The sequence below is a fragment of the Desulfurispora sp. genome (assembly GCF_052744395.1).
In genome coordinates this window covers 1-25,837 of sequence record NZ_JBRAJI010000031.1, presented here as the reverse complement: position 1 = coordinate 25,837, position 25,837 = coordinate 1, and the positions used below count along the sequence as shown (strand labels likewise).

At 57.4% G+C, this 25,837-nt stretch carries 23 protein-coding genes and 1 tRNA gene; 15 read left to right on the top strand and 9 right to left on the bottom strand.

Annotated features, from left to right (window positions below):
- The first annotated feature begins 56 nt into the window (after positions 1–56).
- From ilvB to glmS, 10 genes are all read left to right on the top strand, one after another.
- The gene (ilvB, locus tag ACUVTU_RS09275; RefSeq protein WP_445889680.1) at positions 57–1,724 is read left to right on the top strand and encodes a biosynthetic-type acetolactate synthase large subunit; all 1,668 of its coding nucleotides are present in this window, start codon (positions 57–59) and stop codon (positions 1,722–1,724) included.
- Positions 1,725–1,842: 118 nt separating this feature from the next.
- A complete protein-coding gene (locus ACUVTU_RS09270) occupies positions 1,843–3,381 on the top strand; it encodes a 2-isopropylmalate synthase (RefSeq protein WP_445889679.1) in 1,539 nt (512 codons plus the stop codon).
- Positions 3,362–4,624, top strand: a complete 1,263-nt coding sequence (gene leuC, locus ACUVTU_RS09265) for a 3-isopropylmalate dehydratase large subunit (RefSeq protein WP_445889678.1) — start codon at positions 3,362–3,364, stop codon at positions 4,622–4,624. The genes ACUVTU_RS09270 and leuC overlap by 20 nt, the downstream gene beginning before the upstream one ends.
- Positions 4,625–5,152: a 3-isopropylmalate dehydratase small subunit gene (gene leuD / locus ACUVTU_RS09260; RefSeq protein WP_445889677.1), complete on the top strand. Its 528-nt coding sequence runs from the start codon at positions 4,625–4,627 to the stop codon at positions 5,150–5,152.
- 4 nt (positions 5,153–5,156) lie between these two features.
- A complete protein-coding gene (gene leuB, locus ACUVTU_RS09255) occupies positions 5,157–6,221 on the top strand; it encodes a 3-isopropylmalate dehydrogenase (protein WP_445889687.1) in 1,065 nt (354 codons plus the stop codon).
- Positions 6,222–6,300: 79 nt separating this feature from the next.
- Complete coding sequence (gene cimA / locus ACUVTU_RS09250) at positions 6,301–7,932, top strand: citramalate synthase (RefSeq protein ID WP_445889686.1); 1,632 nt, start codon at positions 6,301–6,303, stop codon at positions 7,930–7,932.
- 176 nt (positions 7,933–8,108) lie between these two features.
- Positions 8,109–8,963: a diadenylate cyclase CdaA gene (gene cdaA / locus ACUVTU_RS09245; protein ID WP_445889676.1), complete on the top strand. Its 855-nt coding sequence runs from the start codon at positions 8,109–8,111 to the stop codon at positions 8,961–8,963.
- A 6-nt stretch (positions 8,964–8,969) separates the two neighbouring features.
- Positions 8,970–9,896 carry a CdaR family protein gene (locus tag ACUVTU_RS09240; RefSeq protein WP_445889675.1) on the top strand — a complete coding sequence of 309 codons (927 nt, stop codon included), beginning with the start codon at positions 8,970–8,972 and terminating at the stop codon, positions 9,894–9,896.
- A 188-nt stretch (positions 9,897–10,084) separates the two neighbouring features.
- Positions 10,085–11,422 carry a phosphoglucosamine mutase gene (gene glmM / locus ACUVTU_RS09235; RefSeq protein ID WP_445889674.1) on the top strand — a complete coding sequence of 446 codons (1,338 nt, stop codon included), beginning with the start codon at positions 10,085–10,087 and terminating at the stop codon, positions 11,420–11,422.
- A gap of 324 nt (positions 11,423–11,746) precedes the next feature.
- A complete protein-coding gene (gene glmS / locus ACUVTU_RS09230) occupies positions 11,747–13,573 on the top strand; it encodes a glutamine--fructose-6-phosphate transaminase (isomerizing) (protein ID WP_445889673.1) in 1,827 nt (608 codons plus the stop codon).
- Positions 13,574–13,666: 93 nt separating this feature from the next.
- On the opposite strand, the gene mads4 is transcribed toward glmS, so the two are convergent.
- From mads4 to ACUVTU_RS09210, 4 genes are all read right to left on the bottom strand, one after another.
- Positions 13,667–14,296 carry a methylation-associated defense system protein MAD4 gene (gene mads4 / locus ACUVTU_RS09225; protein ID WP_445889672.1) on the bottom strand — a complete coding sequence of 210 codons (630 nt, stop codon included), beginning with the start codon at positions 14,294–14,296 and terminating at the stop codon, positions 13,667–13,669.
- Positions 14,293–15,549 (bottom strand): methylation-associated defense system AAA family ATPase MAD3, encoded by a 1,257-nt coding sequence (gene mads3, locus ACUVTU_RS09220; RefSeq protein WP_445889671.1) that lies wholly within the window; start codon positions 15,547–15,549, stop codon positions 14,293–14,295. The genes mads4 and mads3 overlap by 4 nt, the downstream gene beginning before the upstream one ends.
- Positions 15,550–15,677: 128 nt before the next feature.
- Entirely contained in the window at positions 15,678–16,133 is a 456-nt protein-coding gene (hepT, locus tag ACUVTU_RS09215; protein ID WP_445889670.1) for a type VII toxin-antitoxin system HepT family RNase toxin, read from the bottom strand.
- A 146-nt stretch (positions 16,134–16,279) separates the two neighbouring features.
- Positions 16,280–17,392 (bottom strand): NAD(P)H-dependent flavin oxidoreductase, encoded by a 1,113-nt coding sequence (locus ACUVTU_RS09210; RefSeq protein ID WP_445889669.1) that lies wholly within the window; start codon positions 17,390–17,392, stop codon positions 16,280–16,282.
- 319 nt (positions 17,393–17,711) lie between these two features.
- On the opposite strand from ACUVTU_RS09210, the gene mutT reads away from it, so the two are divergent.
- Positions 17,712–18,125: an 8-oxo-dGTP diphosphatase MutT gene (mutT, locus tag ACUVTU_RS09205; protein ID WP_445889668.1), complete on the top strand. Its 414-nt coding sequence runs from the start codon at positions 17,712–17,714 to the stop codon at positions 18,123–18,125.
- Between the two features lie 93 nt (positions 18,126–18,218).
- Here the strand turns inward: mutT and ACUVTU_RS09200 are convergent, their stop codons facing one another.
- From ACUVTU_RS09200 to ACUVTU_RS09190, 3 genes are read right to left on the bottom strand one after another with little or no spacing between them, the layout of a single operon-like run.
- The gene (locus tag ACUVTU_RS09200) at positions 18,219–19,532 is read right to left on the bottom strand and encodes a sodium-dependent transporter (RefSeq protein WP_445889667.1); all 1,314 of its coding nucleotides are present in this window, start codon (positions 19,530–19,532) and stop codon (positions 18,219–18,221) included.
- Between the two features lie 53 nt (positions 19,533–19,585).
- Positions 19,586–20,968, bottom strand: a complete 1,383-nt coding sequence (locus ACUVTU_RS09195) for a tryptophanase (RefSeq protein ID WP_445889666.1) — start codon at positions 20,966–20,968, stop codon at positions 19,586–19,588.
- An 18-nt stretch (positions 20,969–20,986) separates the two neighbouring features.
- Complete coding sequence (locus ACUVTU_RS09190; RefSeq protein WP_445889665.1) at positions 20,987–21,133, bottom strand: hypothetical protein; 147 nt, start codon at positions 21,131–21,133, stop codon at positions 20,987–20,989.
- Positions 21,134–21,325: 192 nt separating this feature from the next.
- Here ACUVTU_RS09190 and ACUVTU_RS09185 point away from each other — a divergent pair, with 192 nt between their 5' ends.
- The 3 genes from ACUVTU_RS09185 to ACUVTU_RS09175 all read left to right on the top strand — a co-directional run bounded on the left by ACUVTU_RS09185 (position 21,326) and on the right by ACUVTU_RS09175 (position 24,008).
- On the top strand, positions 21,326–22,111 hold the full coding sequence (locus tag ACUVTU_RS09185) for a YkgJ family cysteine cluster protein (protein ID WP_445889664.1): 786 nt from the start codon (positions 21,326–21,328) through the stop codon (positions 22,109–22,111).
- On the top strand, positions 22,098–23,189 hold the full coding sequence (locus tag ACUVTU_RS09180; protein ID WP_445889663.1) for a mechanosensitive ion channel family protein: 1,092 nt from the start codon (positions 22,098–22,100) through the stop codon (positions 23,187–23,189). Before ACUVTU_RS09185 ends, ACUVTU_RS09180 begins: the two co-directional genes overlap by 14 nt.
- A 123-nt stretch (positions 23,190–23,312) precedes the next feature.
- Positions 23,313–24,008 carry a response regulator transcription factor gene (locus ACUVTU_RS09175; RefSeq protein WP_445889662.1) on the top strand — a complete coding sequence of 232 codons (696 nt, stop codon included), beginning with the start codon at positions 23,313–23,315 and terminating at the stop codon, positions 24,006–24,008.
- Positions 24,009–24,075: 67 nt separating this feature from the next.
- Here the strand turns inward: ACUVTU_RS09175 and ACUVTU_RS09170 are convergent, their stop codons facing one another.
- The gene (locus ACUVTU_RS09170; RefSeq protein ID WP_445889661.1) at positions 24,076–24,693 is read right to left on the bottom strand and encodes a transferase; all 618 of its coding nucleotides are present in this window, start codon (positions 24,691–24,693) and stop codon (positions 24,076–24,078) included.
- Positions 24,694–24,900: 207 nt separating this feature from the next.
- Between ACUVTU_RS09170 and ACUVTU_RS09165 the strand changes: the two genes are divergently transcribed.
- Positions 24,901–25,515 (top strand): DVU0298 family protein, encoded by a 615-nt coding sequence (locus ACUVTU_RS09165; RefSeq protein WP_445889660.1) that lies wholly within the window; start codon positions 24,901–24,903, stop codon positions 25,513–25,515.
- Between the two features lie 38 nt (positions 25,516–25,553).
- On the opposite strand, the gene ACUVTU_RS09160 is transcribed toward ACUVTU_RS09165, so the two are convergent.
- A tRNA-Val gene (locus ACUVTU_RS09160) sits at positions 25,554–25,628 on the bottom strand.
- Positions 25,629–25,837: the final 209 nt, after the last annotated feature.

Here is a 25,837-nt window from a genome sequence, read left to right as displayed (position 1 = left end):
CTGGCCGGGTGAAAGTTATGCCCTGGAGGAAGCCAGGGGCAAAGGGGGGAGCATACATGCGCATGACGGTTGCCGAGGCACTGGTGCGCTGTCTGGAACTGGAAGGTGTGGAGATGGTCTTCGGCTATCCCGGCGGGGCCATCCTGCCGGTTTACGACGCTCTGCACAAGTCTTCCATCAAGCACATCCTGGTCCGGCATGAACAGGGGGCCGTGCATGCTGCAGACGGGTATGCCCGGGCCAGTGGCCGGGTAGGGGTTTGTCTGGCCACATCCGGGCCGGGGGCCACCAACCTGGTCACGGGTATAGCCAATGCCTACATGGATTCAGTGCCGCTGGTGCTGATTACGGGCCAGGTGCCCACCAGCCAGGTGGGCACCGACGCCTTTCAGGAAGTGGACATTACGGGCATCACCATGCCCATCACCAAACACAACTATCTGGTAAAAGATCCGGCCCGCCTGCCGCAGATCATCAAGAATGCCTTTCACATTGCCGCCACCGGCCGGCCGGGGCCGGTGCTCATTGACCTGCCGCGCGATGTGGCCGGGGCGGAAATAGATTTTGAGTACCCCTCCGGGGTCTTTCTGCGCGGCTACCGGCCCACCTACCGGGGGCACATGGGGCAGATTGCCCAGGCGGCCGCCCTGATCAGCCAGGCCGAGCGCCCGGTGATCTATGCTGGCGGAGGCATTTTGAACGCCCGGGCCACGGCCGAGCTCCAGGAACTGGCCGAGAAGATCCAGGCTCCTGTGACCAACACCTTCATGGGGCTTTCGGGCTTTCCCGGCGACCACCCGCTTTTTCTGGGCATGCTGGGCCTGCACGGCGAGCGGGCGGCCAATCTGGCCGTGACCAACTGCGATGTGCTGATTGCGCTGGGAGCGCGCTTCGACGACCGGGTGACGGGCAAAGTCAGCCAGTTTGCTCCCCGGGCCCGCATCATCCACGCCGACATCGACCCGGCCGAGATCGGCAAAAATGTGCGGGTGGATGTGCCCATTGTGGGCGATGTCAAACACATTCTGGGCGCCCTGCTCAGCAAGGTGGCTCCGGGCGAGCGGGCCGCCTGGCTGGCACAAATCGCCGCCTGGAAGGAGCAGTACCCGCTGACCTATCAAAAAGAGGCGGCTGTGCTCAAACCCCAGGCCGTGGTGGAACACCTTTACCGGGCCACGGCCGGGGAGGCCATTGTGGCTACCGACGTGGGCCAGCACCAGATGTGGGTGGCCCAGTTCTACCGCTTCAAACGGCCGGGCAGCCTGATTTCGTCCGGCGGGCTGGGCACCATGGGCTTTGGCCTGCCCGCGGCCATCGGTGCGCAGCTGGGCCGGCCCGACAGCCGGGTGATTCTGGTCACCGGTGACGGCAGCCTGCAGATGACCATGCAGGAACTGGCCACCATGGTGGAACAGCAGCTGCCCATCAAGATTTTCATCCTGAACAACCATACTCTGGGCATGGTGCGCCAGCTACAGGAGTATTACTGCGAGGGGCGCTACATGGCAGTGAATTTCGCTTTCCATCCCGACTTTGTCACCCTGGCCCGCGCTTACGGTATTGCCGGGTACCAGGTGGAGAGCGAGGAGCAGCTTACAGCTCTGCTGCCCGAAATTCTGGGCCATTCCGGTCCGGCGCTGGTCAATTGTCTGGTCAGCGCGGCCGAAAATGTGTCGCCCATGGTGCTGGCTGGCTGCGGCATTGACGAAGCTATTGACTGCTAATTTTTTTAGTACCGGGCTTGCTATAGCCTGGCACGGTTTACCAGAGTGGATGTTATGCCTTTTCCAATGTCCGACGACTTAAAGTCTGATTTCTGTTTTAGGAGGGCAGGTTAACCAGATGAGCAAACGGGTCTATATTTTCGACACTACATTGCGGGATGGCGAACAGTCCCCCGGCGTCAGCCTGAACACGGCGGAAAAACTGCAGATTGCCCGGCAACTGGCCTGCCTGGGAGTAGACATTATCGAAGCGGGGTTTCCCATTGCTTCGCCGGGCGATCTGCAGGCGGTGACGGCTATTGCCCGCGAGGTCAAAGGCGTGACTGTGGCCGGGCTGGCCCGCGCCAACCAGCAGGATATCGATGTGGCCTGGCAGGCCCTCAAGCAGGCCGAGCAGCCGCGCATCCACACTTTTATTGCCACCTCGGACATCCACCTGCAGTACAAACTGCGTATGAACCGGCAGGAAGTGCTGGAGGCCGCCGCGGCCGCCGTGGCCTACGCCCGCCGTTTCACCAGCGATGTGGAGTTTTCCGCCGAGGACGCCTCCCGCTCGGATAAAGACTATCTCTGCCGTGTGCTGGAAGCCGTGATCGCCGCCGGGGCCAGGGTGGTAAATATTCCCGATACGGTGGGTTACGCGGTACCCGGGGAATATGCCGATTTCATCGGTTACATTATGGAAAATACCCGGGGGATAGAAAAAGTGATTGTCAGCGTGCACTGTCACGACGATCTGGGCCTGGCCGTGGCCAACACGCTGGCCGCCCTGGGTGCCGGGGCCCGTCAGGTGGAGTGTACCATCAACGGCATCGGCGAGCGAGCCGGCAATGCCTCGCTGGAAGAAATAGTTATGGCCCTGCACACGCGCCGGGACCAGCTGGGCCTGGAAACCGCCATCAACACGCGGGAAATCTACCGCACCAGCCGTCTGGTTTCCACCCTCACCGGCATGGTGATCCAGCCCAACAAGGCTATTGTGGGCAAAAACGCCTTTGCCCACGAATCGGGCATCCACCAGGACGGTGTGCTCAAAGAGCGCACCACTTACGAGATCATGAAGCCGGAAACCGTGGGCATCAGCCACTCCAACCTGGTGCTGGGCAAGCACTCGGGCCGCCACGCTTTCAAGGAACGGCTGACCCAGCTGGGTTATGTGCTTACGGAAGAAGAACTGGCCAAGGCCTTCACCAGCTTTAAAAACCTGGCCGACCGCAAGAAGGAGATTACCGACCACGATCTGGAAGCCATCGTGGAAGAGGAAATCCGCCAGGTGCCGCCGGTATACACGCTGGACTACCTGCACATTTCCACCGGCAGTACCGTGGTGCCTACGGCCACTGTGGGGCTTTTGAAAGAGGGACAGCGCCTGGAGGAGGCGGCCTGCGGCAACGGGCCGGTGGATGCCATCTGCCGGGCCATTGACAAGGTGACCGGCCTGTCCTGCACCCTGGTCAACTGGGGCATTCGCGCCGTCACTTCGGGCAAGGATGCCATCGGTGAAGTAACCCTGAAAATAACTTTAGATGGAGAAAAAGTGGTGGTGGGGCGGGGTATCAGCACCGACGTGCTGGAGGCCAGCGCCAGAGCCTACCTGAACGCAGTAAACAAGCTACTCAAAGAAGGTGAAAACAATCATGGCCATGACCATCACTGAAAAAATCCTGGCCGCCCATGCCGGACGGGAGCAGGTGCAGCCCGGCGAGCTGATCAATGTCCAAGTTGACCTGGTGCTGGGCAATGACATCACCGCTCCCGTGGCCATCCGGGAATTTCGCAAAATTGGCGTAAACAAGGTTTTTGATCCCCAGCGGGTGGCCCTGGTGCCCGACCACTTCGTGCCCAACAAGGATATCAAGTCGGCCGAACAGGCCAAAGTGCTCCGCGAATTCGCCCGGGAGCAGAATCTGACCAACTACTTTGAAGTGGGACGTATGGGCATCGAACACTGCCTGCTGCCCGAGCAGGGCCTGGTGGGGCCGGGCGACCTGGTTATCGGAGCCGATTCCCACACCTGCACCTACGGCGGCCTGGGCGCCTTCTCCACGGGCGTGGGCAGCACCGACCTGGCGGCGGCCATGGCCCTGGGCGAAACCTGGCTGAAAGTGCCCGAGAGCATCAAGTTTGTCTATCACGGCGACCTGCCCCAGTGGGTGAGCGGCAAGGATTTGATTCTCTACACCATCGGCAAGATCGGTGTGGACGGGGCGCTGTACATGGCCATGGAATTTACCGGCCCGGTAATCGGTGTGCTGTCCATGGACAGCCGCCTGACCATGGCCAACATGGCGGTGGAGGCGGGGGCCAAAAACGGCATTATCGCCCCGGACGAAGTAACCCGCCAGTATGTGGAGGGGCGGGCCAAACGCCCGTACACTTTCTACCAGAGCGATCCGGACGCCCGCTACGCGGCCGAATATGACTTCAATGTCAGCCGGATGGAGCCGGCGGTGGCCTGCCCGCACCTGCCGGAAAATGTCAAACCGGTCAGCGAGGTGGGCCATGTGCCCATCGACCAGGCCGTGATCGGCTCCTGCACCAACGGGCGCATGGAAGACCTGCGCATTGCCGCCACTATTCTGCGCGGCCGCAAAGTGAACCCCAATGTGCGTTTGATCATTTTCCCCGGTACCCAGCAGATTTATCTGCAGGCCCTGCGGGAAGGGCTGATCGAAATTTTCATTGAAGCCGGGGCGGCGGTGAGCACTCCCACCTGCGGACCCTGCCTGGGCGGTCATGCCGGTATTCTGGCGGCCGGAGAGCGGGCCATTGCCACCACCAACCGCAACTTTGTGGGCCGCATGGGCCACCCGGAGAGTGAAGTTTACCTGAGCAACCCGGCCGTGGCCGCCGCTTCGGCCGTGCTGGGCCGCATTGCCGCGCCGCAGGAGGTGTTTTAAGTGCCCGCAACAATTCAAGGTAGAGTATGGAAATTCGGCCACGATGTCGATACCGATGCCATCATCCCGGCCCGCTACCTGAACACCGCCGATCCCAGAGAACTGGCCGCCCACTGCATGGAGGACGCCGACCCGGAGTTTCCCCGCCAAGTGCGGCCGGGGGATATCATTGTGGCCGGCAAGAATTTCGGCTGCGGTTCCTCACGGGAACATGCCCCCATTGCCATCAAGGAGGCCGGGGTATCCTGTGTGATTGCCCGCTCGTTTGCCCGCATATTCTACCGCAATGCCTTCAACATCGGCTTGCTGATCTTCGAGGCCCCGGAGGCGGTGGAGGAAATCGCTACGGGCCATGAGCTGGAAATAGATGTGGAACAGGGTCTGATCAAAAATCTGACCACCGGCTGGCAGTATCAGGCCACCCGGGTGCCGCCCTTCATGCAGCAGATCATTGCCGCCGGCGGCCTGATCAACTATGTGGCGGCCAGGCTGCAGCAACAAAACAACACCGCAACACAGGAAGGTTGAGATGATGTACAAGATCGCTGTTTTGCCGGGCGATGGTATCGGCCCCGAGGTGATCGCCCAGGCGGTAAAAGTTCTGCACAAAGTGGCGGAAAAATATCAACTGGAGCTGGAAATAAAAGAATACCTCTTTGGCGGTGCCGCCTATGATGCCACCGGCCACCCCCTGCCGCCGGAAACGCTGCAGGGATGCCGGGAGAGCCATGCCGTGCTGCTGGGGGCGGTGGGGGGGCCCCGCTGGGATAATCTGCCCGTGGAACTGCGCCCCGAGCGGGGGGCGCTGCTGCCCCTGCGCAAGGAGCTGGGCGTTTATGCCAACCTGCGCCCGGCCCGGGTCTACCCTCAGCTGGTGGAATCCTCCACTTTGAAGCCAGAAGTGATTGCCGGGCTGGACATTATGGTGGTGCGCGAGCTGACCGGCGGGATTTACTTCGGCCGCAAGGAGCGGCAGCAAATACCCGGCGGCTATAAAGTGGTGGAAACTCTGGAATACACCAGCGAGGAAATTGCCCGCGTGGTGCGCCGGGGCTTTGAACTGGCCCGCCAGCGCCGCAAGCGGCTGACCTCGGTGGATAAAGCCAATGTGCTGGAGAGCTCCCGGCTGTGGCGGGAAGTGGTGGAGCAGTTGGCACCCGCATATCCCGATGTGCAGGTCAGCCACATGCTGGTGGACAACTGCGCCATGCAGCTGGTGCGCAACCCCCGCCAGTTCGATGTGTTAGTTACTGAGAATATGTTTGGTGATATCTTGAGCGATCAGGCGGCGCAGCTGACCGGCTCCATCGGGATGCTGCCCTCGGCCAGCCTGGGCGGTTCTGTGGGCCTGTACGAACCCATTCACGGCTCGGCGCCCGACATCGCCGGCCAGAACAAGGCCAACCCGCTGGCCACCATTCTTTCGGTGGCCATGTTGCTGCGCCACTCCCTGCAGCAGCCCGCGGCGGCCGGGGCGGTGGAAAATGCTGTGTCCAGAGTGCTGGCCGAGGGTCTGCGCACAGCCGATATTCACACTGCCGGTTGCCGCCTGGTAGGCACGGCGGAGATGGGCGAAGCGGTATGCCAGGCCATCTAGGGCCGGGAAGACAGTACCGGCGGACGAGACCAGACTGTGCGCCGGACAAATGAACCGGGGGGAAGCACCTTTGCACAACGTGGAGAATTGCCAGCCTGGTGAAGGCGTGCTTGCACCAGCAGTGGAAATATATGATACCACCCTGCGGGACGGCACCCAGGGTGAGGGTGTCTCGTTTTCGGTGGAAGACAAGGTGAAAGTGGCCCTGCGCCTGGATGCCCTGGGGGTGCATTATATCGAAGGGGGCTGGCCCGGCTCCAACCCCAAGGACGCGGAATTTTTCCGGCGCATGCGCCAGCAGCCCCTGCAGCAGGCCCGGCTGACCGCTTTCGGCAGTACGCGCCGGCCGGGCGTTCCCGCCCATCAGGACCAGAACCTGCAGGAGCTGGTGCAGAGCGGTGTGCGCACGGCGACCATTTTCGGCAAGACCTGGGACTTTCACGTTACCCAGGCCCTGCAAACCACCCTGCCGGAAAATCTGGACATGATCGCCCAGTCGGTGGCCTACCTGCGCCAGCAGGGACTGGAAGTGATCTATGATGCCGAGCACTTCTTCGATGGCTTCCGGGCCAATCCCGAATATGCTCTGGCCACCCTGCGGGCAGCCCGTGACGCCGGGGCGTCGCGCATTGTGCTTTGTGATACCAACGGCGGCAGCCTGCCCGGCCAGATTGCTGAAATTGTGACTCTGGTGCGGGAGAAGCTGGCCTGCCCCATTGGCATCCACTGCCACAATGACGGCGAGCTGGCGGTGGCCAACTCCCTGGCGGCGGTGCAGGCCGGGGCCATGCATGTGCAGGGTACCATCAACGGCTACGGGGAGCGTTGCGGCAACGCCAACCTGTGCTCCATCATCCCCAATCTCAGCCTGAAGCTGGGTTATGAGACCATCCCGCGACAGAATCTGGCCCGGCTCACCGAAGTATCGCGCTATGTCAGCGAGGTGGCCAATCTGCACCACGCCAGCAATCAACCCTTTGTGGGGGACTCCGCCTTTGCCCACAAGGGCGGGGTGCACGTGAGCGCCATCCTGAAAGACCCGCGCACCTACGAGCATATCGACCCCGCGCAGGTGGGCAACCGGCGGCGCGTGCTGGTCTCCGAGCTGAGCGGGCAGGCCAACCTGCTGTACAAATACCGGGAGCTGGACCTGGATCTGGTCATGCAGAAGGAAGAAAACCGCCAGCTCCTGCAGCGCATCAAGGAGCTGGAAAACCGGGGCTACCAGTTCGAGGGGGCGGAAGGTTCGCTGGAACTGCTGCTGCGCCGTTTGAAGAACGGTTATCAGGAACCTTTCCGCCTGGAAAGCCTGCGCATCATCATCGAAATGAAGGAAAACTCCCCCGTGCACACCGAGGCCGTGATCAAGATGGATGTGGGCGGTCAGACCGTGCACACGGCGGCCGAGGGCAACGGACCGGTGAACGCGCTGGACAACGCTCTGCGCAAGGCGCTGGAGCAGCAGTACCCCTGCATCAAGCTGATGCAGCTCACCGACTACAAGGTGCGCGTGCTGGACGAGAAGGACGGTACCGGTGCGATAGTGCGCGTGCTCATCGAAACCGGCAACGGACGCCGCTCCTGGGGTACCGTGGGCGTTTCCCAGAATATTATCGAGGCCAGCTGGCAGGCGCTGGTGGACAGTATTGCCTACGGTCTGCTGAAACTGGACGACAGCGCCCAGGAAGAAATGCGTCCTGCTGCCGGTTAATCCGGCGGGATAGTGTTGCTCGCTGGCGCAGGGCTGGAAAAGGGATAAAAGAATGCCACCGGCAAACCTGTACGGGTGCCGGTGGCATCTATATTTTGTCGGGTTGACCTCCAGGGCCCGCCGGGGGATAATTAAACTGTTGTGAGTAGAAATAGCATGGCCGGGGAGGGGAAAAATTGTTCGGCAACTGGCCCGGTTGGAACTGGCACTTTGACTGGAATATCGACTTCAATTTCTGGGAAATTTTCGGCCTGACCAGCATAATTGACATAGCTATAGTGACCTACGTCCTCTACCGCCTGACGCTGCTGATCAAAGGGACGCGGGCGGTGCAGCTGCTCAAGGGCATTGCCGTGCTGCTGGTGGCCACCGCCTTGAGCAGCCTGTTCAAACTCTATACCCTGCACTGGCTGCTCAAGCAGTCGCTCTACTTCCTGGCGGTGGCCCTGCCCATCGTCTTTCAGCCCGAACTGCGGCGGGCCCTGGAAAAAATCGGTGGAGGGAAATTCATCGCCCGCTCCTTTGTCAGCCTTTCCGAGGGTGATCTGGAAAAAACCATTAGTAATATTGGTCAGGCGGTGGAATATTTGGCCGAGCGCCGCATAGGCGCCCTTTTGGTGCTGGAGCGGGTTACCGGACTGGAGGAGCATGCCGAGACCGGTGTCAAGCTGGATGCCTGGCTGAGCGCTGAGCTGCTGGTCAATCTATTCATCCCCAAAACACCGCTGCACGACGGTGCCGCCATTGTGCGGGGCAGCCGTGTTCTGGCTGCCGGGTGCGTGCTGCCGCTGACCGATGAACAGCACCTGAGCAAGGAGCTGGGTACACGGCACCGGGCCGGTATTGGCATCAGCGAGGTTTCCGATGCCCTGGCCGTGATTGTGTCCGAGGAGACAGGCAAAATATCCCTGGCGGTGGAAGGAACGCTGCTGCGCGGGCTGACCAGGTCCGCCCTGGAAGAAAAACTGCAGCAGCTCTGGCAAGTGTCCCGGCAGCCTTCTGCTTTGGGCCAGCTGTGGGTGCGGAGGTGATGCTGGTTGGTAAATCTTAACTGGCGCCGGCTCTCCTTGCGGCTGCTGGCTCTTTTCTTCGCCGTGGTGCTCTGGGTTTATGTGACCAATGAACAATTCCCGGCCAGCCAGCAGGTCTATAATGTGCCGCTGGAAGTAAAAAACCAGGCCGATTACCTGGTGATGAGCGGTATACCGGAGTATGTATCCGTGCGGGCGGAAGGGCTGCGCAGCCGCTTGCTGGTGCTGCGTCCTGCCGATATTCGGGCTAGCATTGATCTGTCCCGGGTTCAGGAGGGAGAGAACACGGTCCAGGTTGCGATAACCTCTCCTCCTGATGTGAAGATTGTGCAGGTGACTCCCGGTGTGATCATAGTGAGCGCCGACCGCCGGGTGAGCAAGCAAATGCCGGTGGTGGCGCAGCTGCAGGGCGAGCCGCAGCGCGGCTATGTGGCCGGGCAGCCCGCCGTCAGTCCCGCTATGGTGACCGTGAGCGGGCCCAAAAAGATCCTGGACAGCATGCAGCAGTTTACCATCAGTGTGAACATTCAGGGTGCGATCCAGAACATTGAACAAAACCTGCCGGTCACGGCGCGCCATGAACTGGTAAATGTGACGCCGCGGCTGGTCAGGGTGAGTGTGCCCGTTGCTCCCCTGCCGGAAAAATTTGTGCCGGTACGCGTGGAAACTACCGGGCAGCCGGCCGAAGGATACCGGGTGGACAGGGTGCTGGTCAGCCCGGTTCAGGTGCGGGTGCGGGGTGAGGCGACCCTGCTGGCCGGCCTGACCGCCATACCGGCTGAGCCCGTGGATGTGAGCGGTGCCGCTGCATCCATCAGCCATACGGTGCGGCTGCTGCCGCCGGACGGAGTAATTTTGGACAGCGATACTGTGCAGGTGCAGGTCGTGCTGCAGGCAGCGGCCCAGCAGTCCGAGACGCCGGCGTCCCCGTAGGGAGAATTTGCCGCTGCCCTGACAGGCACTTTTCCACCGGGAGGCTTAATACTATACTGAAAGAACGCCTGTTTATTAATAATTGTGATAATTTGACAGTGTTTGGCAAAGAAAGTTATAATACAATGTGGTTTGTCTGATTTTGTTTACCAGGTGCGAAATGTTTGGTGGGGAGAAGAAGATACGGTATGGAAATTAAGTTTGGTACTGACGGCATTCGCGGTGTGGCCAATGCCGACCTGACGCCGGAAATGGCTCTGGCTGTGGGGCGGGCCGCCGCGCTGGTTCTCAAGCGGGGGGACAGAGCACCCCGCATGGTGATCGGACGGGACACCCGCCTGTCCGGACAGATGCTGGAAGCCGCTCTGGTGGCCGGTATTTGCTCGGCCGGGGTGGATGTGCTGCTGGCCGGTGTACTGCCCACCCCGGCTGTGGCTTACCTGACGCGCGAGCTGGGACTGCAGGGCGGGGTGGTCATTTCGGCTTCCCACAACCCGGCTCCCGATAACGGCATCAAGTTTTTCGGCCCCAGCGGCTACAAACTGCCCGATGAAGTGGAAGAAGAAATAGCCCGCATGGCCAGCAGGGGCACCTGGGGAGATTTGCCCACCGGCGGGCAGTTGGGCCGTTCGTATCAGTTGCCCGATGCCATGGAAAAATATATTAGCTTTTTGCTTTCCACTGTAGATGTATCGCTGGAGGGCATGAAAATAGTGGTGGACTGTGCCCACGGCGCGGCCAGCGAGGTGGCGCCGGCCGTGCTGCGCCGCCTGGGGGCGGAAGTGGTGGCCATCAACAACCGGCCGGACGGCTGCAACATCAATGTGGGCTGCGGTTCCACCCACCCCGCGATGCTCCAGCAGGCCGTAAAAGAGCACGCGGCTGACCTGGGGCTGGCCCATGACGGCGACGCCGACCGGGTGCTGGCTGTGGATCACAACGGGCAGCTGGTGGACGGCGATCAGATCATGGTCATCTGTGCCCGGGACCTGCAGCAGCGGGGCCGCCTGTCCCGCAACACAGCCGTGGTTACCGTGATGAGCAACCTGGGCCTGCACCTGGCCCTGCAGAAATGCGGCATCAATGTGCTGCAGACCAAAGTGGGCGACCGCTATGTGCTGGAAGAATGTTTAAAGAGCGGTGCCGTTTTCGGGGGCGAGCAGAGCGGCCATATCCTTTTTTTAGAGCACAACACCACCGGTGACGGTATTCTGACCGCTCTGCAGCTGCTGGCCGTGGTCAAAAAGAGCGGCCGCCCGCTGGCCGAGCTGGCCGGGCAGATGCAGCGCCTGCCCCAGCTGCTGGTCAACCAGAAAGTCAAAGACAAGGATCTGGTGATGAACAGTCCGGAACTGCTGGCGGCCATTCGCCGGCTGGAAAAGAAGCTGGCCGGCCGGGGCCGCATTCTGGTACGCCCCTCGGGCACCGAGCCGCTGGTGCGGGTGATGGCGGAAGGCCAGGATGAAGGCGAGCTGCAGCACATTGTGGATGAGCTGGTGCAGCTGATTCGCCATCTGGAAAGCTGATTTCGGCCTGTCGGGATCGGTTCCGGCATTTGTCCGGCGCCTGAACCGGGAGAGGACGGAAGACGACGAGCGGTAAAAGGGGGTGGGAATGAGCAGAGAAAGCAGGGGGTAAAAAAGCCAAAGCGCCAGCACCAGGCAACCCCTGGTGGACGAGGGGGGAGTTTATCGAGACATCGGCGGATGCTCCCCGGTGTACCGGCACCGTGAAAAGCGGACAAAACCGGCAGGCAACTGCCGGCACAAAGCCGCCGTCCGGAAAAAAGAGCGATGTTTGATTACTGTCGTGATTGACTTACCCGATTATTTTTTCAGGGGGTTAAAACCATGTGCGGTATTGTTGGCTACATCGGCCCCAGACCCGCCGTGCCCATCCTGGTGGAAGGCCTGCAAAAGCTGGAATACCGGGGTTACGACTCGGCAGGTATTGCTTTAATAGAAGATAACCACTTGCGCATATATAAAAAAGTTGGCAAATTGACCAATTTAAAAGAAAAGCTGGCCGGCAATTACTTTTACGGTACGGTGGGCATTGGGCACACGCGCTGGGCCACCCACGGTCGCCCATCCGATACCAACGCCCACCCGCACCGGGACTGCCAGGGTCGCTTTGCCGTGGTGCACAACGGCATCATCGAAAACTACCTGCCCATCAAAGAATGGCTGCTCTCCCGCGGGCACCAGTTTACCTCGGAAACCGACACCGAAGTGCTGGCCCACCTGCTGGAGGAGTTCTACGAAGGTGACCTGCTGGCCACCGTGCGGCAGATGATCCGCAAAATTGAAGGTTCCTATGCCATGGTCATCCTTTGCCTGGACGAACCGGGCCGCCTGGTGGCCGTGCGCCAGGATAGCCCGCTGATTGTAGGCCTGGGGGAAGGGGAAAATTTTCTGGCCTCGGACATTCCGGCCCTGCTCAGCCACACCCGGCGCACCTATATCCTGGCCGACGGGGAAATGGCCGTGGTCACGGCCGACAGCGTGGAACTGTACGACAGCCAGGGGCAGCCGGTGGAGAAAGCGGTGTATGAAGTGGGCTGGGAGGCGGCCCAGGCCGAAAAGGGCGGTTACGACCACTTTATGCTCAAGGAAATTCACGAACAGCCCGTGGCCCTGCGCGATACCCTGAGCGGCCGCCTCAGTCCGGACAACCAGAGCGTCAACCTGGACCTGAGCCTGAGCGAGGACCAGGTCCGGCAGTTTAATAAAATCTTCATTACCGCTTGCGGTACGGCTTACCATGCCGGGGTGGTGGGCAAATATGTCATGGAAAAACTGGCCGGACTGCCCGTGGAAGTGGATATCGCCTCGGAATTCCGTTACCGCGATCCCTTTGTGGATCAGCACACCCTGGTGATTGTGGTCAGCCAGTCGGGCGAAACTGCCGACACCCTGGCCGCCCTGCGCGAAGCCAAAAGGCGCGGCGCTCATGTGCTGGCCGTGACCAATGTGGTGGACAGCTCGGTGGCCCGGGAGGCCGATGACGTGCTCTACACCTGGGCCGGGCCGGAAATTGCCGTGGCTTCCACCAAGGCCTACACCACCCAGCTGGTGGCCATGTATCTGATTGCCCTCTACCTGGCCGAGCGGCGCAGTAAAAAATCCCTGGTGGAACGCGTGGCCATCATCAGCGAGCTGCGCAAGCTGGCCGACAAAGCCCGGGTGATCCTGGAAAACGGCCAGGTCATCCAGGACTTTGTAGCCGCCCACCGCGAGGTGCCCAGCACCTTCTTCATCGGGCGGGGTCTGGACTACGCCGTGGCCCTGGAAGGAGCCCTCAAGCTCAAAGAGATCTCCTACATCCACGCCGAAGCCTATGCCGCCGGTGAGCTCAAACACGGTACCCTGGCCCTGATTATCGAGGGCGTGCCCGTGATTGCCCTGGTCACCCAGCAGAGACTCTTTGAAAAAATGCTCAGCAACATCAAAGAAGTAAAGGCGCGGGAAGCCACCGTGCTGGCCCTGGCCATGGACGGCGAAGCCGACCTGGCCAAAGTGGTGGACCACGTCCTGCACATCCCGCGCACCCATGAACTGCTCACACCGGTGCTCTCGGTCATTCCCCTGCAGTTGCTGGCCTATCACATGGCCGTGGCCCGGGGCTGCGACGTGGACCAGCCGCGCAACCTGGCCAAGAGCGTGACGGTGGAGTAGGGTGGAATTGAAAGAAGGGCATTTGTGTCAAAGCGGGACCCGGCGGGTCCCGCTTATTTTAAGCTCAAAAGTGCTGGCGATACAGTCTGGCTTCTAAAAATTGTTTATTTCTGTATTGAACCATTTTTTTAGGGTTGTTTTTAACTTGATAAACGACTGGTTAACGCAGTTTTCTAGGCTTACAGACCTGGCCAGTTGAAAGAACAACGAGGATGAACGGGCCTTACCGCAATGCTTTAAAGCATCTTCAAAGGCTTTTTGGGGTTTTTCAGGTTTTCCATTACGGCTTTGGGTAAACCCTTGCTGGATCAACCAGGCCCGCAAGTCTATCTTTTTTCCATCCCATCCAATAATTCGGTCAATGTGCGGCGAATTGCTCCAGACCCATACCTCCAGTTCTGGCGAGATAACAATGGCCGCGGCCCGATCATCCCAGCCTGATTGTTTCAGGCATTCTTCGATATATTTCTCCAGATCACTTCTTGAGAGATGTTCCCGTCCACACCCTTCGTGATCAAGCATTACCAGTGCATGCTGATAAGTCTGTGCCATGGGTTGTAAAAAGTGATGACCCCTTAAAAGGCATCCGGGGTCGTGTTCTGGATGGACAAAGCAATCAAAATATACCTGACGTATCCCTAGTGCTTGAGGGCGTGTTAGTAAACCCTTGATAGCGAATTCCATATTTCTGTCCGCTACGAGGACTACAAGATCCTTAATCATCCAAGCACACCCCCGGCAAAAAGAATGCCTAGATTGGTTTCGCCTTTCCAATTCTTCAATGCCGGGTGCTGGCTTCCCAGAACGATATCTGTGGCTCCCTGAGTGGTCCTGGCAAAGCAAAGGATTTTTTCCGGTTCAGCCAGGCCTAATATGACCGGGGAGTGAGTGGCCAGGAGGATTTGGGCATTGTAAACTGAAGACAGGGATTGATACATGGTTTCGACAGCTCTGGGGTGAATGCCGTTTTCAGGTTCTTCAATCAAATATATACCCTTAAAATCAGGCAGATAGGCTGGTAATGTAAGTGCCAGTAGTCGTAGTGTGCCGTCTGATGCCATCCAGGATGGTACATTTAGCCTGTCATGATATTCCAGTACAAGGTAGCAGTGTTTGTCGTCCTCCCTCACAATAGTTTGAATATTTGCCAGGTCCGGGAGTGCTGTTTGCAGGTGGGCGATCCAATCATTATACTTATCAAGTGCTTTACTTTTTAGGTGTTTTACCACCCAGGGCAGATTGGATCCATCTGGTTTAAAACCACGTGTTTGCCCGGGTGGGCTGGCTTTACGCAAGAGCATGCTATTCAGGATAAACTCCTGTACGCCTTCTGTCAATAAGCCTTTTAGCCAGGTTGCTACAGGAAATTTGGATTCATCCGCGGGCAGATTTCCCAGCGCAGATTTGCGCGTGCCCAGCTTAAACGCTGGAGACCACCCTTTCCCAGGTTCGGAATGCACTTCAGAATAATAATTATCATTACCTCCGTAAACCTTGTTAACAACTGTACGGCCGTATTTTTTCCCCTTGGGTGTTAGGATTGTTTGAGGTGAGTCAACATAATAATCTGGAAACAAGCTTCTTTCTCGACATGGCTTCGGGGTTGCTTGTTTTAACAAAACCTTTTCGGCAATTATTTCCGTTTCTCCATTCATGTTGCCTATTTTAATTTCATAGCGTACAGTATCATAAGGTTGCTTGCCTAACTGCGCCTGTCGGTCAGCTGGAATTTTAGCTTCAATGGCCAGTTCAAAACTATCTTTACTTCTCATCCACACCAGGTCGTGAAAGTTTTTTGTCCTTTCCTCTATAGCTGCATCCAGGCCTTCTGAAACTAGATTGCCGAGAAAGGAGATAACATCAAGAAAGGTTGTTTTTCCGCTGGCATTTGGGCCAATTAATACATGAAAATGGCCAAGAGGTTGCTCTATGTACCTCAAACACCGATAATTTAATGCTTCGATCAGAGTAATCATATATTAACCTCTCTAAAGTTATTAGTTATCATTGTTATTGCTGTACAAATTAGAATTGCCTTTTAATATTTCTCTTGTGGTTTTAGTCAGCAAATGTTTTGTGAGGAATATGGCTATTCGCCCCTGTACTATCGGTTGATAGTCATAAGGAAAGATTTTGTTTCCTGCACATAGTTTAGCAGATCGGTCAGGTTGCTTGGCAATATGTTATACAGTATGGCATCATCCACTTTACCGTACTGGCGTAGCAGCAAGTTGCGAAGCCGGGCCATGGAAACCAGTTTTTCTGTCAGTCCCCTGGAAACAATCCTCTGCTTTTGCAGGATGCGAAAGCAGTCGGCATAGCTGGTCGGCGCTTCCCGGGCCAATCTGGCGGCCAGATGGTTACAGATATTCTGGGCCGCTTCTATGGCCAGAATGAGCTGGTATTTTGCGCCCGAGACCACGATCTCGTCTTCCAGGAATCGTTCTTTCTGCAGCGCGGCGATTTTGGTTAACAGGGCATGGGCCTTTTCTATATCGGCAATTTTTTGGGCCAGCAATTCGTGGTTTACATAGTAAATTTGACGGGTGCTTTTGCTCATGATCATATCCCCCGTTAGTTGGGCGAGTAATACTATGGGTTTTCAAGGAAATTATAACAAAATAATCATTCTGCAACCAGCGTGTTGTGAAGCTGTTTTGTGAGGGGAAGCGGTAGTGATGTGCCGCTTCCCCCGGCCAGCTTATCTCAGTCCAGATATTTTGTGGCAACGCCTCTTAATGTATCTTCGGCTTCCTGGACAATTTTCTGCACCAGCTCGGCTACTCCGGGCAGGTCGTTGATACGCTGGGCCACTTCCCCCGCGGCCAGCAGAGCTTTCTCTTTGTCCCCTCTATACACGGCGTTGATGGATTCGGTTTCGAATTGGATCAGCGACATATCAATGGTGGAATAGTCATCGGGGACACCCAGAAAGACGCCGGGAGAATTTTGCAAGGTATTCCGGGCGTGCTCCTGGCTCCGGGGGGTCTTGAGCCAGCGGGCCGGGCCGACAAAACCGCGGGCAATCAGGGTGGCTCTGTCGCCGGCTGCAACAATGCCCTCTTTCCAAATCTGGTGAAAATCGCTTTCTCTGGTGGCCAGGAACCGGGTTCCCATCTGCACACCGTCCGCTCCCAGCACCAGCGCGGCGGCCAGTGTTTTGCCATCGCAAAAACCGCCTGCTCCCACTACCAGCGTTTGCTCATCGGAAACCGCTTCCACCACGGCGGGCAGCAGCACCATGGAGTGGACGGGCTCCCAGGAAGTGTGGAAGCCGCCTTCGTGCCCGGAGGCCACAATGACATCTACGCCGGCTTTTTTGCAGCGCTGGGCGGCTTTGACCGAGGGCAGGACATGCATCCAGATCAGGTCGGTCTTTTTTATTGTATCGGCCCAGGGCAGGGGATCTCCGGCGGAGGTAACCAGCACTTTAAAGCGTTTTTTCATTTCCGGGTTTTCTTCCCGGGCTTTAATCACGGTGTTGATTATCAGGGCGGCCGATTGTTTCATTTCGGCTGAAACCATCACGTTGATGCCGAAGATGCCCTGTGCTTTCCGGGTTTGTTCCAGCGTCTGCTGAAAAATTGTTCTTAAAATGGTTTCCGGGCCGGCATCGGGATCGGCGCCGCCGCTGCGGCAGAAGTATTGGTAAATTTCCGGCTGGCTCTCTTTGGTGGTGATGCCGCTGGAACTGAGCAGGCCCAGAATACCGGCGTTGGCCGCGGCGATGCACAGCTGGTTGGTCCCGAAAGGACCCATCCCCGCCTGGATGATGGGGTACTTGATTCCCACCAGGTCACAGAGTCTTGATTTAAGCATGGTTACATTTACCTCCTTTGTTGTTTAATGTTTATGGCCTGGTTCAGATTGACCTGTCGCCGGAGTGAGCCCGGGGCACGGCCAGGGCAATGGTGATGCTGAAAATACCCGGGTTTGGCTACCTGCAAATTTTAAGCCGTATCTCTATGCAGGTGGCCGCACACTTCCGGGATGGCTGTTCCGGGCAGGCATACAGCAGCCAGCAGCGCGGACAGGCTGGTTCATAAAATGTTTTAAATGTGAACCGGGTGTGTTTGTAAAATTAACGCCCAGTCATATAGGGATGGTGGGCAGCTATTTTGGGGAGGGAAATTTAAAGGTGCCGGAAAGGAGCACAAACTTGATTAATGTCACGGCAGCTATTTTGATTAATGACGGCAAGGTGCTGATTGCCCAGCGGGGGGAGGGTGACCGGCTGGCCCACCGCTGGGAGTTTCCAGGGGGTAAAATTGAACCGGGGGAAACGCCGGAAGCCTGCTTGATCCGGGAGATGCGGGAGGAGTTCCAGGTGGAAATCGGGGTGGACGGTTTTTTCGGGGAGAGCGTTTACCAGTACGAGCACATCACTGTGCAGCTGCTGGCCTATCTGGCCCATCTGGTAGAGGGGGAGCCCCGGCCGACCGCTCATGAGGCGTTTCGCTGGGTCACTGTGGAAGAACTGGCCGGGTTTGATTTTGCCCCCGCCGATGTACCGCTGGTGGAAAAGTTGAGGCACAGCGGGCTACCCGGTTAGCTGGGAGCGCCTGTCTCGCGGCAGGGGTTATCGAACGGCAGATTTGCCGTACCAACAATAATCCCCCGGCTGCGGTTTGGCCGGGGGATTTTGTTATACGCCTCCTCTAATGATGCCCATAACCAGGATAAAGATAGCCACACTGGTGAAGATGTATTTGGCCAGATAGCCCCACCAGGGGCCGAGAGCAACCGATGCACCTTTGTTCACTTCGGCCCGGGCTCTTTCCACACCATAGACCCAGAAGAATACTATGGAAGCCAGCACTGCTCCGGCTGGGACGATGTAAATTGTAACCAGATCGGCAAATTTACCAAACAGGTTCAGGTTGAGGTCCAAAGGGATACCAATTAAAAAGGCAACTGCTGTGACCAGAAAGGAAGCATTGCGCCGGCTCATTTTAAAGCGATCCATAATGGCCTCGGTGGGCACCTCCATCAGGTTGACGGCCGAGGAGATGGCGGCGAAAATCACCGCCAGGAAGAAGAGAATCCCGAAAATATAGCCGCCCGGCATTACCTTGAAGACGTGGGGGATGGTGATAAAAAGCAGCGGCGGGCCGGCCTGGGGGTCCATGTTAAAGGCAAAGGCGGACGGAATGGTGACAAAAGCGGCCAGCAGGGAAGCGATGGTGGTCCAGAAGGCGGTGTGGATAGCCGAGGATGGGATGTCTTCATCCTCTTTCAGGTAGCTGCCGTAGACCAGCATGGCTGCGCCGCCCAGGGAAACGGTGAAAAAGGCCTGGCCCAGGGCCATCACCCAGGTGAGGGAGTCGCCCAGTTTGGACCAGTCGGGTACGGTGAGGAATTTTACCCCTGCGGCAGCCCCCGGCAGGGTGAGGGAGCGGGCCAGCAGAATGAGCAGGATGATAAACAGGCCCGGCATCATGTATTTATTAGCCCATTCGATGCCACCCGAAACGCCTTTGATGACAATGGCCATGGTTAGCGCCATAGCCAGGAAATGCCAGAATATACTTTCAGCTGAGCCGGCAAAACCGCCGAAATAGGGGCCCGGGTCGATGCGGCCAAATGCTCCGATCAGGGACAGGTAGAAGTATTTCAAAATCCAGCCGCAGACGATCAGATAAAAAGTATAGACGCCGGTGACGCCCAGCACGGGTATGATGCCCAGGGCCGCACCGTAGCCTTTGCCTTGCTCCCGGAAAACATTTTCAAAGGCGCTGATGGCGCCCTTTTTCTGACTGCGGCCAAAGGCAAACTCGCCCATCAGACCGGTAACGCCCAGCACAAAGGTGAAGAGCAGGTAAGGTACCAAAAATGCAGCCCCTCCGTAAGAGCCAATCCGCCAGGGGAACATCCAGATGGAGCCCAGACCCATGGCGGCTCCGATGCAGGCCAGGATAAACCCTGTTTTGCCCGACCAGGTTTCCCGTTCAGCAGCCATATTTTACCTCCTTTTGTTACAGCCTCGGCAGGGTGTATTTAACTGCGGCCGGTCTAACCGACCGGCCGCAGGCGAGCGGTGAAGTGCCGCAGGATTTGTGGCTCGTAGGTGAACTCCAGGCCTTTCAGTGTATGGGCCTTGTCTTTTATGGCAATCAGGCCGTCCGCCACCACATCCATGTGGTTGTTGGTGTAGACGCGGCGGGGTATGGTCAGGCGCAGCAACTCCAGGGGGGATTTCAACTGTTCGCCCGTGTCGGGGTCGCGGCCCAGCAAAAAGGAACCGATCTCCACACTGCGCACTCCGGTGTCCAGGTACAGTTCGTTGGCCAGGGATTGAGCCGGGAACTGGTAATAGGGGATGTGGGGCAGCATTTTGGCTGCGTCCACAAATACGGCGTGGCCACCTACCGGGTACTGGATGGGTACGCCGCCTTCCCGCAGGCGTTCGCCCAGGTATTCCACCTGGCCGATGCGGTATTCCAGGTAAGCGAAGTCCATACCTTCGTAAAGCCCCCGGGCCAGGGCTTCCATGTCACGGCCGGCCAGGCCGCCATAGGTGACGAAACCCTCCAGGGGGACCAGGCGGGAGCGGGCCTGGTTGTACAGCTCATCGTCATTTTTAATGCCAATAAGCCCGCCGATGTTTACGATGGCGTCCTTCTTGCAGCTCATGGTGCAGCCTTCGGCATAGCTGAACATTTCCCGCACAATTTCCTTGATGCTTTTGTCCCGATAGCCTTCTTCCCGCATTTTGATGAAGTAGGCGTTTTCAGCAAAGCGGGCTCCGTCAATGAATACCCGGATGCCGTATTTCTTGCCCAGCTCGCTGACCGCTTTCATATTGGCCATGGACACCGGTTGGCCGCCCACACTGTTGCAGGTGATGGTCATGATGATGAAGGCAATTTTATCCGGACCGTGCTCTTTAATGAAAGCCTCGGTGGCCTCCAGGTCGAAGTTGCCCTTGAAGGGATGGTATTTTTCGGTGTCGAAGGCTTCCTGGCAGACCAGGTTGATGGCCCTGCCGCCGGCCAGTTCGACGTGGGCCTTGGTGGTGTCGAAGTGCATGTTGCTGATCACATACTGGCCGGGCTGTTTGATCAGGATGGGAAACAGGACCTGTTCGGCTCCCCGGCCCTGGTGGGTGGGGATGATGTACTGGTAGCCGAAGATATCCTGTCCAGCTGCCAGCAGGTTATAATAATTCTTGCTGCCCGAGTAGGACTCATCACCCAGCATCAGTCCGGCCCACTGGTTGTCGCTCATGGCACCGGTGCCGCTGTCGGTGAGCAGATCGATGTAGACTTCTTCGGCTTTCAGGGCAAAAAGATTATAGCCGGCTCTTTCCAGAGCGGCCTGTCTCTCTTCCCGGGAAATCAGCCGGATGGGTTCGACCATTTTAATGCGGAATGGTTCGGGTTTGCCTTTGGCCAATGGGGAAACCTCCTATCATCAGGGAATGTAGGCCATGTTAACATATTGCTCCCGGTCCGGTAGCCGGCAGTTGTTCAAACTGTCGGAGAAGCTGGCTGAGGCATAGTTGCTCTTGTTTCGGCTGGTTTGATTGGTACGGACGCTTGGCTTAATTTCACCGGTCATAACCATCACCTCCCTGCCGGTGGTGATAAACATCATAATGCTGCACAATTTTCCCGTATTTTTTCCCAGTAGAGGGCCGGTTATGTGTCGGGGAGATATTTCTGTGCCGGTGAGTGGAAATTGCTGCAGAAGGGTAAAACAATAAATTATAATTACTATTAAAGCCAAGAAAATTCGACTGGAGGGAGAGTAATGACAATAGAACTGGGCTGTCCACCGCCGCGGCGGGGGGAAACATTTACAGCGGGTGACCGCTTTAACTTCACCTGTCATCCCGGGCTGGCCTGTTTTGGCCAGTGCTGCCGGGACATTAATATTTTGCTTACTCCTTACGATGTGTTGCGTTTGAAAAATTACCTGGGCATTACCTCGGGCGATTTTCTGGTACAGTACACCCATATTTTTACCGCCCGGCACAGCAGTTTGCCGGTAATTATCCTGAAAATGCGTGAAGAACAGGATTTGACCTGTTCATTTTTGACTGGGCAGGGCTGCCGGGTGTACCCGGTGCGGCCCTGGTCCTGCCGCATGGCCCCGCTGGATCAACTGGCTGAGGACAAGTTTACCCTGGCTTTCAGCGCCGACTTTTGTCTGGGCCTGCAGGAAAGCGCCGCCTGGACACCGCGGCAGTGGATGCAGGACCAGGGACTGGCCGAGTACGGATTGGTGGAAGAAAGCTTCAGCCGGATACCGTCGCTTTGGCCCCGCCCGGACGATGCCAGGCAGCAAGCGGCTCTGCAGGATTTATTTTTGACTCTGGTCTATGATCTGGATCGCCTTCGGTACTGTCTAGAGCACTCCAGAGAACTGGTGGTCGCCCTGGGCCTGGCCGGGCGTGACTTTTTGCCGGAAGATGATGTGGCTTTGCTGCGGCACAACCTGTTCTTTTTGGCGGCGGGTCAGAAAAAGGAGGCGCTCCTGAGACTGGCCGCGCTGATCAAGCGAGCGGAAGGGAGTGCCGGCGATGGAACTGCTTAAAGGCTGGAATATTGATTATTCTTTGCTGGGGCAGCGGGTCTGGCTGGCCCTGCTGGTGTTGCTAACCACTTTTATTTTGATCAAGGTGACTGGTTGGTTGCTGGACTGGTTTCTGGCCAGGCTGGAGCTGGAGGAGGGTGTGCTGGAGCAGAGCAATCTGCGGCATGATTTTTTAAAATCCCTGGGAGTACTGCTGAAGGCGCTGCTTTTTTACGGGGGCTACTTTGTAGCTGTACTGATCATTCTGCAAATTTTTCATGTTGCACTGCTTTCCCCCGGGGATTTGAAGGATCTGGGTCTAAAAATATTAAAGGTCATGGGCATTATCATCGGGGCCAGGCTGGCGGTACGCCTGGGCAAAACAGTTGTTGGCCAGGTGTTTGACCGTCACGAATTGCACCAGAGCTTCATGCAAAAGCGCCGGGCCCAGACCCTGCAGGTATTGCTGCAGAGCATGGTCACCTATGTACTCTTTTTTGTAGCTTTTATTATGGTCCTGCAGGTGTTCGGGGTGAATACCAGTGCCATCCTGGCCAGTGCCGGCATCCTGGGCCTGGCGGTGGGTTTTGGAGCGCAGAGCCTGGTTAAGGATGTGATCAGCGGGTTTTTCATTTTATTCGAGGATCAGTTTGCCGTGGGAGATTATGTGGAAACGGCCGGTGTGGTGGGTGTGGTGGAGGAAATGGGTTTGCGCAGCTGCAAGATTCGCGCCTGGACCGGCCAGCTGCACATTGTGCCCAACGGTGAGATCAGCAAGGTCACCAACTACAATAGAGGCCACATGTTGGCCGTGGTGGTGGTGGGTATTGCCTACGAGGCTGACGTCGACCGGGCGCTGGAGGTACTGCGCCGGGCCGGTGAGCAGGCTAAAGCGGAACTGCCGGATATTGTAGAGACGCCGGTGGTGCAGGGTGTGGTGGAGTTGGCCGACAGTGCAGTGAACATCCGGGTGGTGGCGGCGACACGGGCCGGTCAGCAGTGGGAGGTAGAAAGGCAGCTGCGGCGCCGGTTTAAACTGGCCCTGGAGGCTGCCGGAATCGAGATACCCTATCCGCGGCGGGTGATTTACCAGCGCTAGGAAAAATCTGTACACTTCATTGCAAATATTGTAAAATTGTTGGAGAGAATGCTGGTTGATTAACTGCAGCCGGATTGTTTTGTGCTAATTTGGGGTAATGTGGTATGGAGTGGAGGGAATTCCGTGCGGGAAAAAATACTGGTCGTGGATGACGATGTCACCAGCCTCGAGCTTTTGCGGCTGCGCCTGGGCAAAGAAGGTTATGAAGTTTTCACGGCCCGCAGTGGGGAGGAGGCTGTGCAGCTCTGCCGGCAAAATATGCCCGATCTGGTGCTCCTGGACCTGATGATGCCGGGCATGGACGGCTTTGAAACCTGCCGTCGCTTGAAAAGTCTGAAGGAAGAGCTCGCCGTGATCATGCTGTCGGCCAGCAGCGATGATGTGGACAAGGTGGTGGGTTTCAAGCTGGGCATTGATGACTACCAGACTAAACCCTACAATTTTACCGAGCTGGTGCTGCGCATCAAGGCGGTGCTGCGCCGGACCCGCAATAGTCATCAGGCCGGGGAGGTCAATGTGCTGGAATACCCGGGTCTGGTGATCGACCGGGGGAGAAGAACGGTTGCGGTTAATTCCCAGCCGGTGGAGCTAACGCCCCGGGAGTTTGATTTACTCTGGCTGCTGGCCTCCCATCCCAACCAGGTCTTTTCCAAACAGCAGCTGCTGGACAGGCTCTGGGACGGGGCCTATTTCGGGGATGACAATACGGTAAATGTGCACATCCGGCGCCTGCGGGAGAAAATAGAGGAAAACCCTTCCAGGCCGGTTTATATAAAAACCGTGTGGGGTGTGGGGTACAAGTTCGAACTGCTGCAGTAGTAACAAGAATGACCGCCCGCTTAAGCCGGGTGGCCATTCTTGTAATCTTTTTGTAAATATGCATCTTTTACCCCACCGGATCTTCTTCGGAAGATGGTGCGGGCAAATTGCGCAGGTCCCATTTGCCTTCCAGCTGAGCCATGGCCTGATAGCCCTGGCGCAGTTCTTCATTTACCTGCAGCACTTCCCGGGCGAAGTGCACCTGGCTTTCGGCCGTGGGCGGCAGGCTGGCCGCCTTTTCCGCGCTGTCCACCACCTGGGCCGGTCCTATCAGCCGGTCATGGCCAATTTCCACTCCGGTGACCAGAGCGCAGTGAGAGACAAAGCAACCGCTGCCCAGAGTGGCTTTCAGCAGTACGGCGTTGAAGCCGACAAAACAGTTGTCGCCTAGCTGGCAGGGGCCGTGGATCACGGCACCGTGAGCGATGCTGCAGTTTTCGCCAATTACAATGGAACTGTCTTTCAGGCAGTGCATGATCACACCGTCCTGCACATTGGTGCCCCGGCCGATGATGATGGGGGAACCCTCATCGGCTCTGAGCACCACACCCGGGTAGATCACCGCATCGTCGGCCACGCGCACGTCGCCAATCAAAACCGCGGTAGGGTGCACAAAGGCCTGGGGACTGACCTGAGGGTACTTTTCATTTTTGTGCCAGCTGGTTACCGGGCTGAAACTGAGCACGGCCAAACTCCCTCCCTCAACAAATTACCCTCTGAATATGTTAATTAGTTTATAGAGATTTAGAGAATGTTGTCACTATCGCAATATGGTCTTGTGTGTTATTATACAAGCCTTTGGAGTTTCTGACAACAGGATTTTTGTGCGGAGTTGGCAGGAACATGGTGCACGCCGGTTGTGCAGTGCGGTATAATTTCAGGGAGGTGGTGGATGATGGCAGGATGGTACAAGACCAGGATCAAGGGACTGCTGGCCAGCAAGCAATTTTCCGAGATCGTCAACCTGGATGCTAAGCCTAAAAGCCTGATCAAAGTATTGCTGGGCTTGCTCTATGAAAAAGATCCCATGATCAGCTGGCGGGCCGTCCAGGCCCTGGGCCTGGTGCTGGAGCAACGGGCGGGGGGAGAGGTGGAAGTGGCGCGAGAGGTAATCCGCCGGTTGCTCTGGTCGCTGAATGACGAATCCGGGGGGACAGGCTGGTATGCTCCTCAGGCGATGGGAGCGGTAATTGCAACCAGACCGGAAGCTCTGGCCGAGTATATTCCCATTATGTTTTCTTTTGTTGATGACCCCCGCCTGACCACAGGAGTGCTTTGGGGGATGGCGGAAGTGGCCAGAAAAAAGCGTGCACTGGTACAGCATTATACTGCAGAGATTCTGCCCTGGCTGGACAGTCCGGACAGGCAGATTAGAACCCACGCCTGGTGGGCGCTTTACTGCATCGATCCCCGGCTGGTACTGCAGGTGGAGGCAAGCGCTCTGGGTGGAAAAATATATTGGCAGGGCGAGCTGGTCTCGCCGGCAGTGCTCCAGCAGGCTTTCTAAAAAACAACAGGGCTTCCGTTACCGGAAGCCCTGTTTTCTGGTGGGGATGGCTGGTTTCGAACCAGCGGCCTCTTGAATGTGAGTCAAGCGCTCTCCCACTGAGCTACACCCCCGTGCTATTCCTTTGTCCACGCTTGTCTCGCGCAAGAAGTATAATACCATAACTTCATCCGGTGCGCAATACCTGAAGCCAGAAAAATGCCCAAAAAATTTTGTAAACCTGGATTTACAATTTGGACTTGTCAGAAGATTATTAATTATTTATAATATACCTGGATCCGTGATACCATCTCACCAATAACCATTTTCAGGCATAATCTGG

Bases quoted from the DNA above. Each gene is read 5' to 3' on its own strand.
- ilvB (WP_445889680.1), top strand. From the start codon at position 57: ATGCGCATGACGGTTGCCGAGGCACTGGTGCGCTGTCTGGAACTGGAA.
- ACUVTU_RS09270 (WP_445889679.1), top strand. From the start codon at position 1,843: ATGAGCAAACGGGTCTATATTTTCGACACTACATTGCGGGATGGCGAA.
- leuC (WP_445889678.1), top strand. From the start codon at position 3,362: ATGGCCATGACCATCACTGAAAAAATCCTGGCCGCCCATGCCGGACGG.
- leuB (WP_445889687.1), top strand. From the start codon at position 5,157: ATGTACAAGATCGCTGTTTTGCCGGGCGATGGTATCGGCCCCGAGGTG.
- glmM (WP_445889674.1), top strand. From the start codon at position 10,085: ATGGAAATTAAGTTTGGTACTGACGGCATTCGCGGTGTGGCCAATGCC.
- glmS (WP_445889673.1), top strand. From the start codon at position 11,747: ATGTGCGGTATTGTTGGCTACATCGGCCCCAGACCCGCCGTGCCCATC.
- mads4 (WP_445889672.1), bottom strand. From the start codon at position 14,296: ATGATTAAGGATCTTGTAGTCCTCGTAGCGGACAGAAATATGGAATTC.
- mads3 (WP_445889671.1), bottom strand. From the start codon at position 15,549: ATGATTACTCTGATCGAAGCATTAAATTATCGGTGTTTGAGGTACATA.
- hepT (WP_445889670.1), bottom strand. From the start codon at position 16,133: ATGAGCAAAAGCACCCGTCAAATTTACTATGTAAACCACGAATTGCTG.
- ACUVTU_RS09210 (WP_445889669.1), bottom strand. From the start codon at position 17,392: ATGCTTAAATCAAGACTCTGTGACCTGGTGGGAATCAAGTACCCCATC.
- ACUVTU_RS09200 (WP_445889667.1), bottom strand. From the start codon at position 19,532: ATGGCTGCTGAACGGGAAACCTGGTCGGGCAAAACAGGGTTTATCCTG.
- ACUVTU_RS09190 (WP_445889665.1), bottom strand. From the start codon at position 21,133: ATGACCGGTGAAATTAAGCCAAGCGTCCGTACCAATCAAACCAGCCGA.
- ACUVTU_RS09185 (WP_445889664.1), top strand. From the start codon at position 21,326: ATGACAATAGAACTGGGCTGTCCACCGCCGCGGCGGGGGGAAACATTT.
- ACUVTU_RS09180 (WP_445889663.1), top strand. From the start codon at position 22,098: ATGGAACTGCTTAAAGGCTGGAATATTGATTATTCTTTGCTGGGGCAG.
- ACUVTU_RS09165 (WP_445889660.1), top strand. From the start codon at position 24,901: ATGATGGCAGGATGGTACAAGACCAGGATCAAGGGACTGCTGGCCAGC.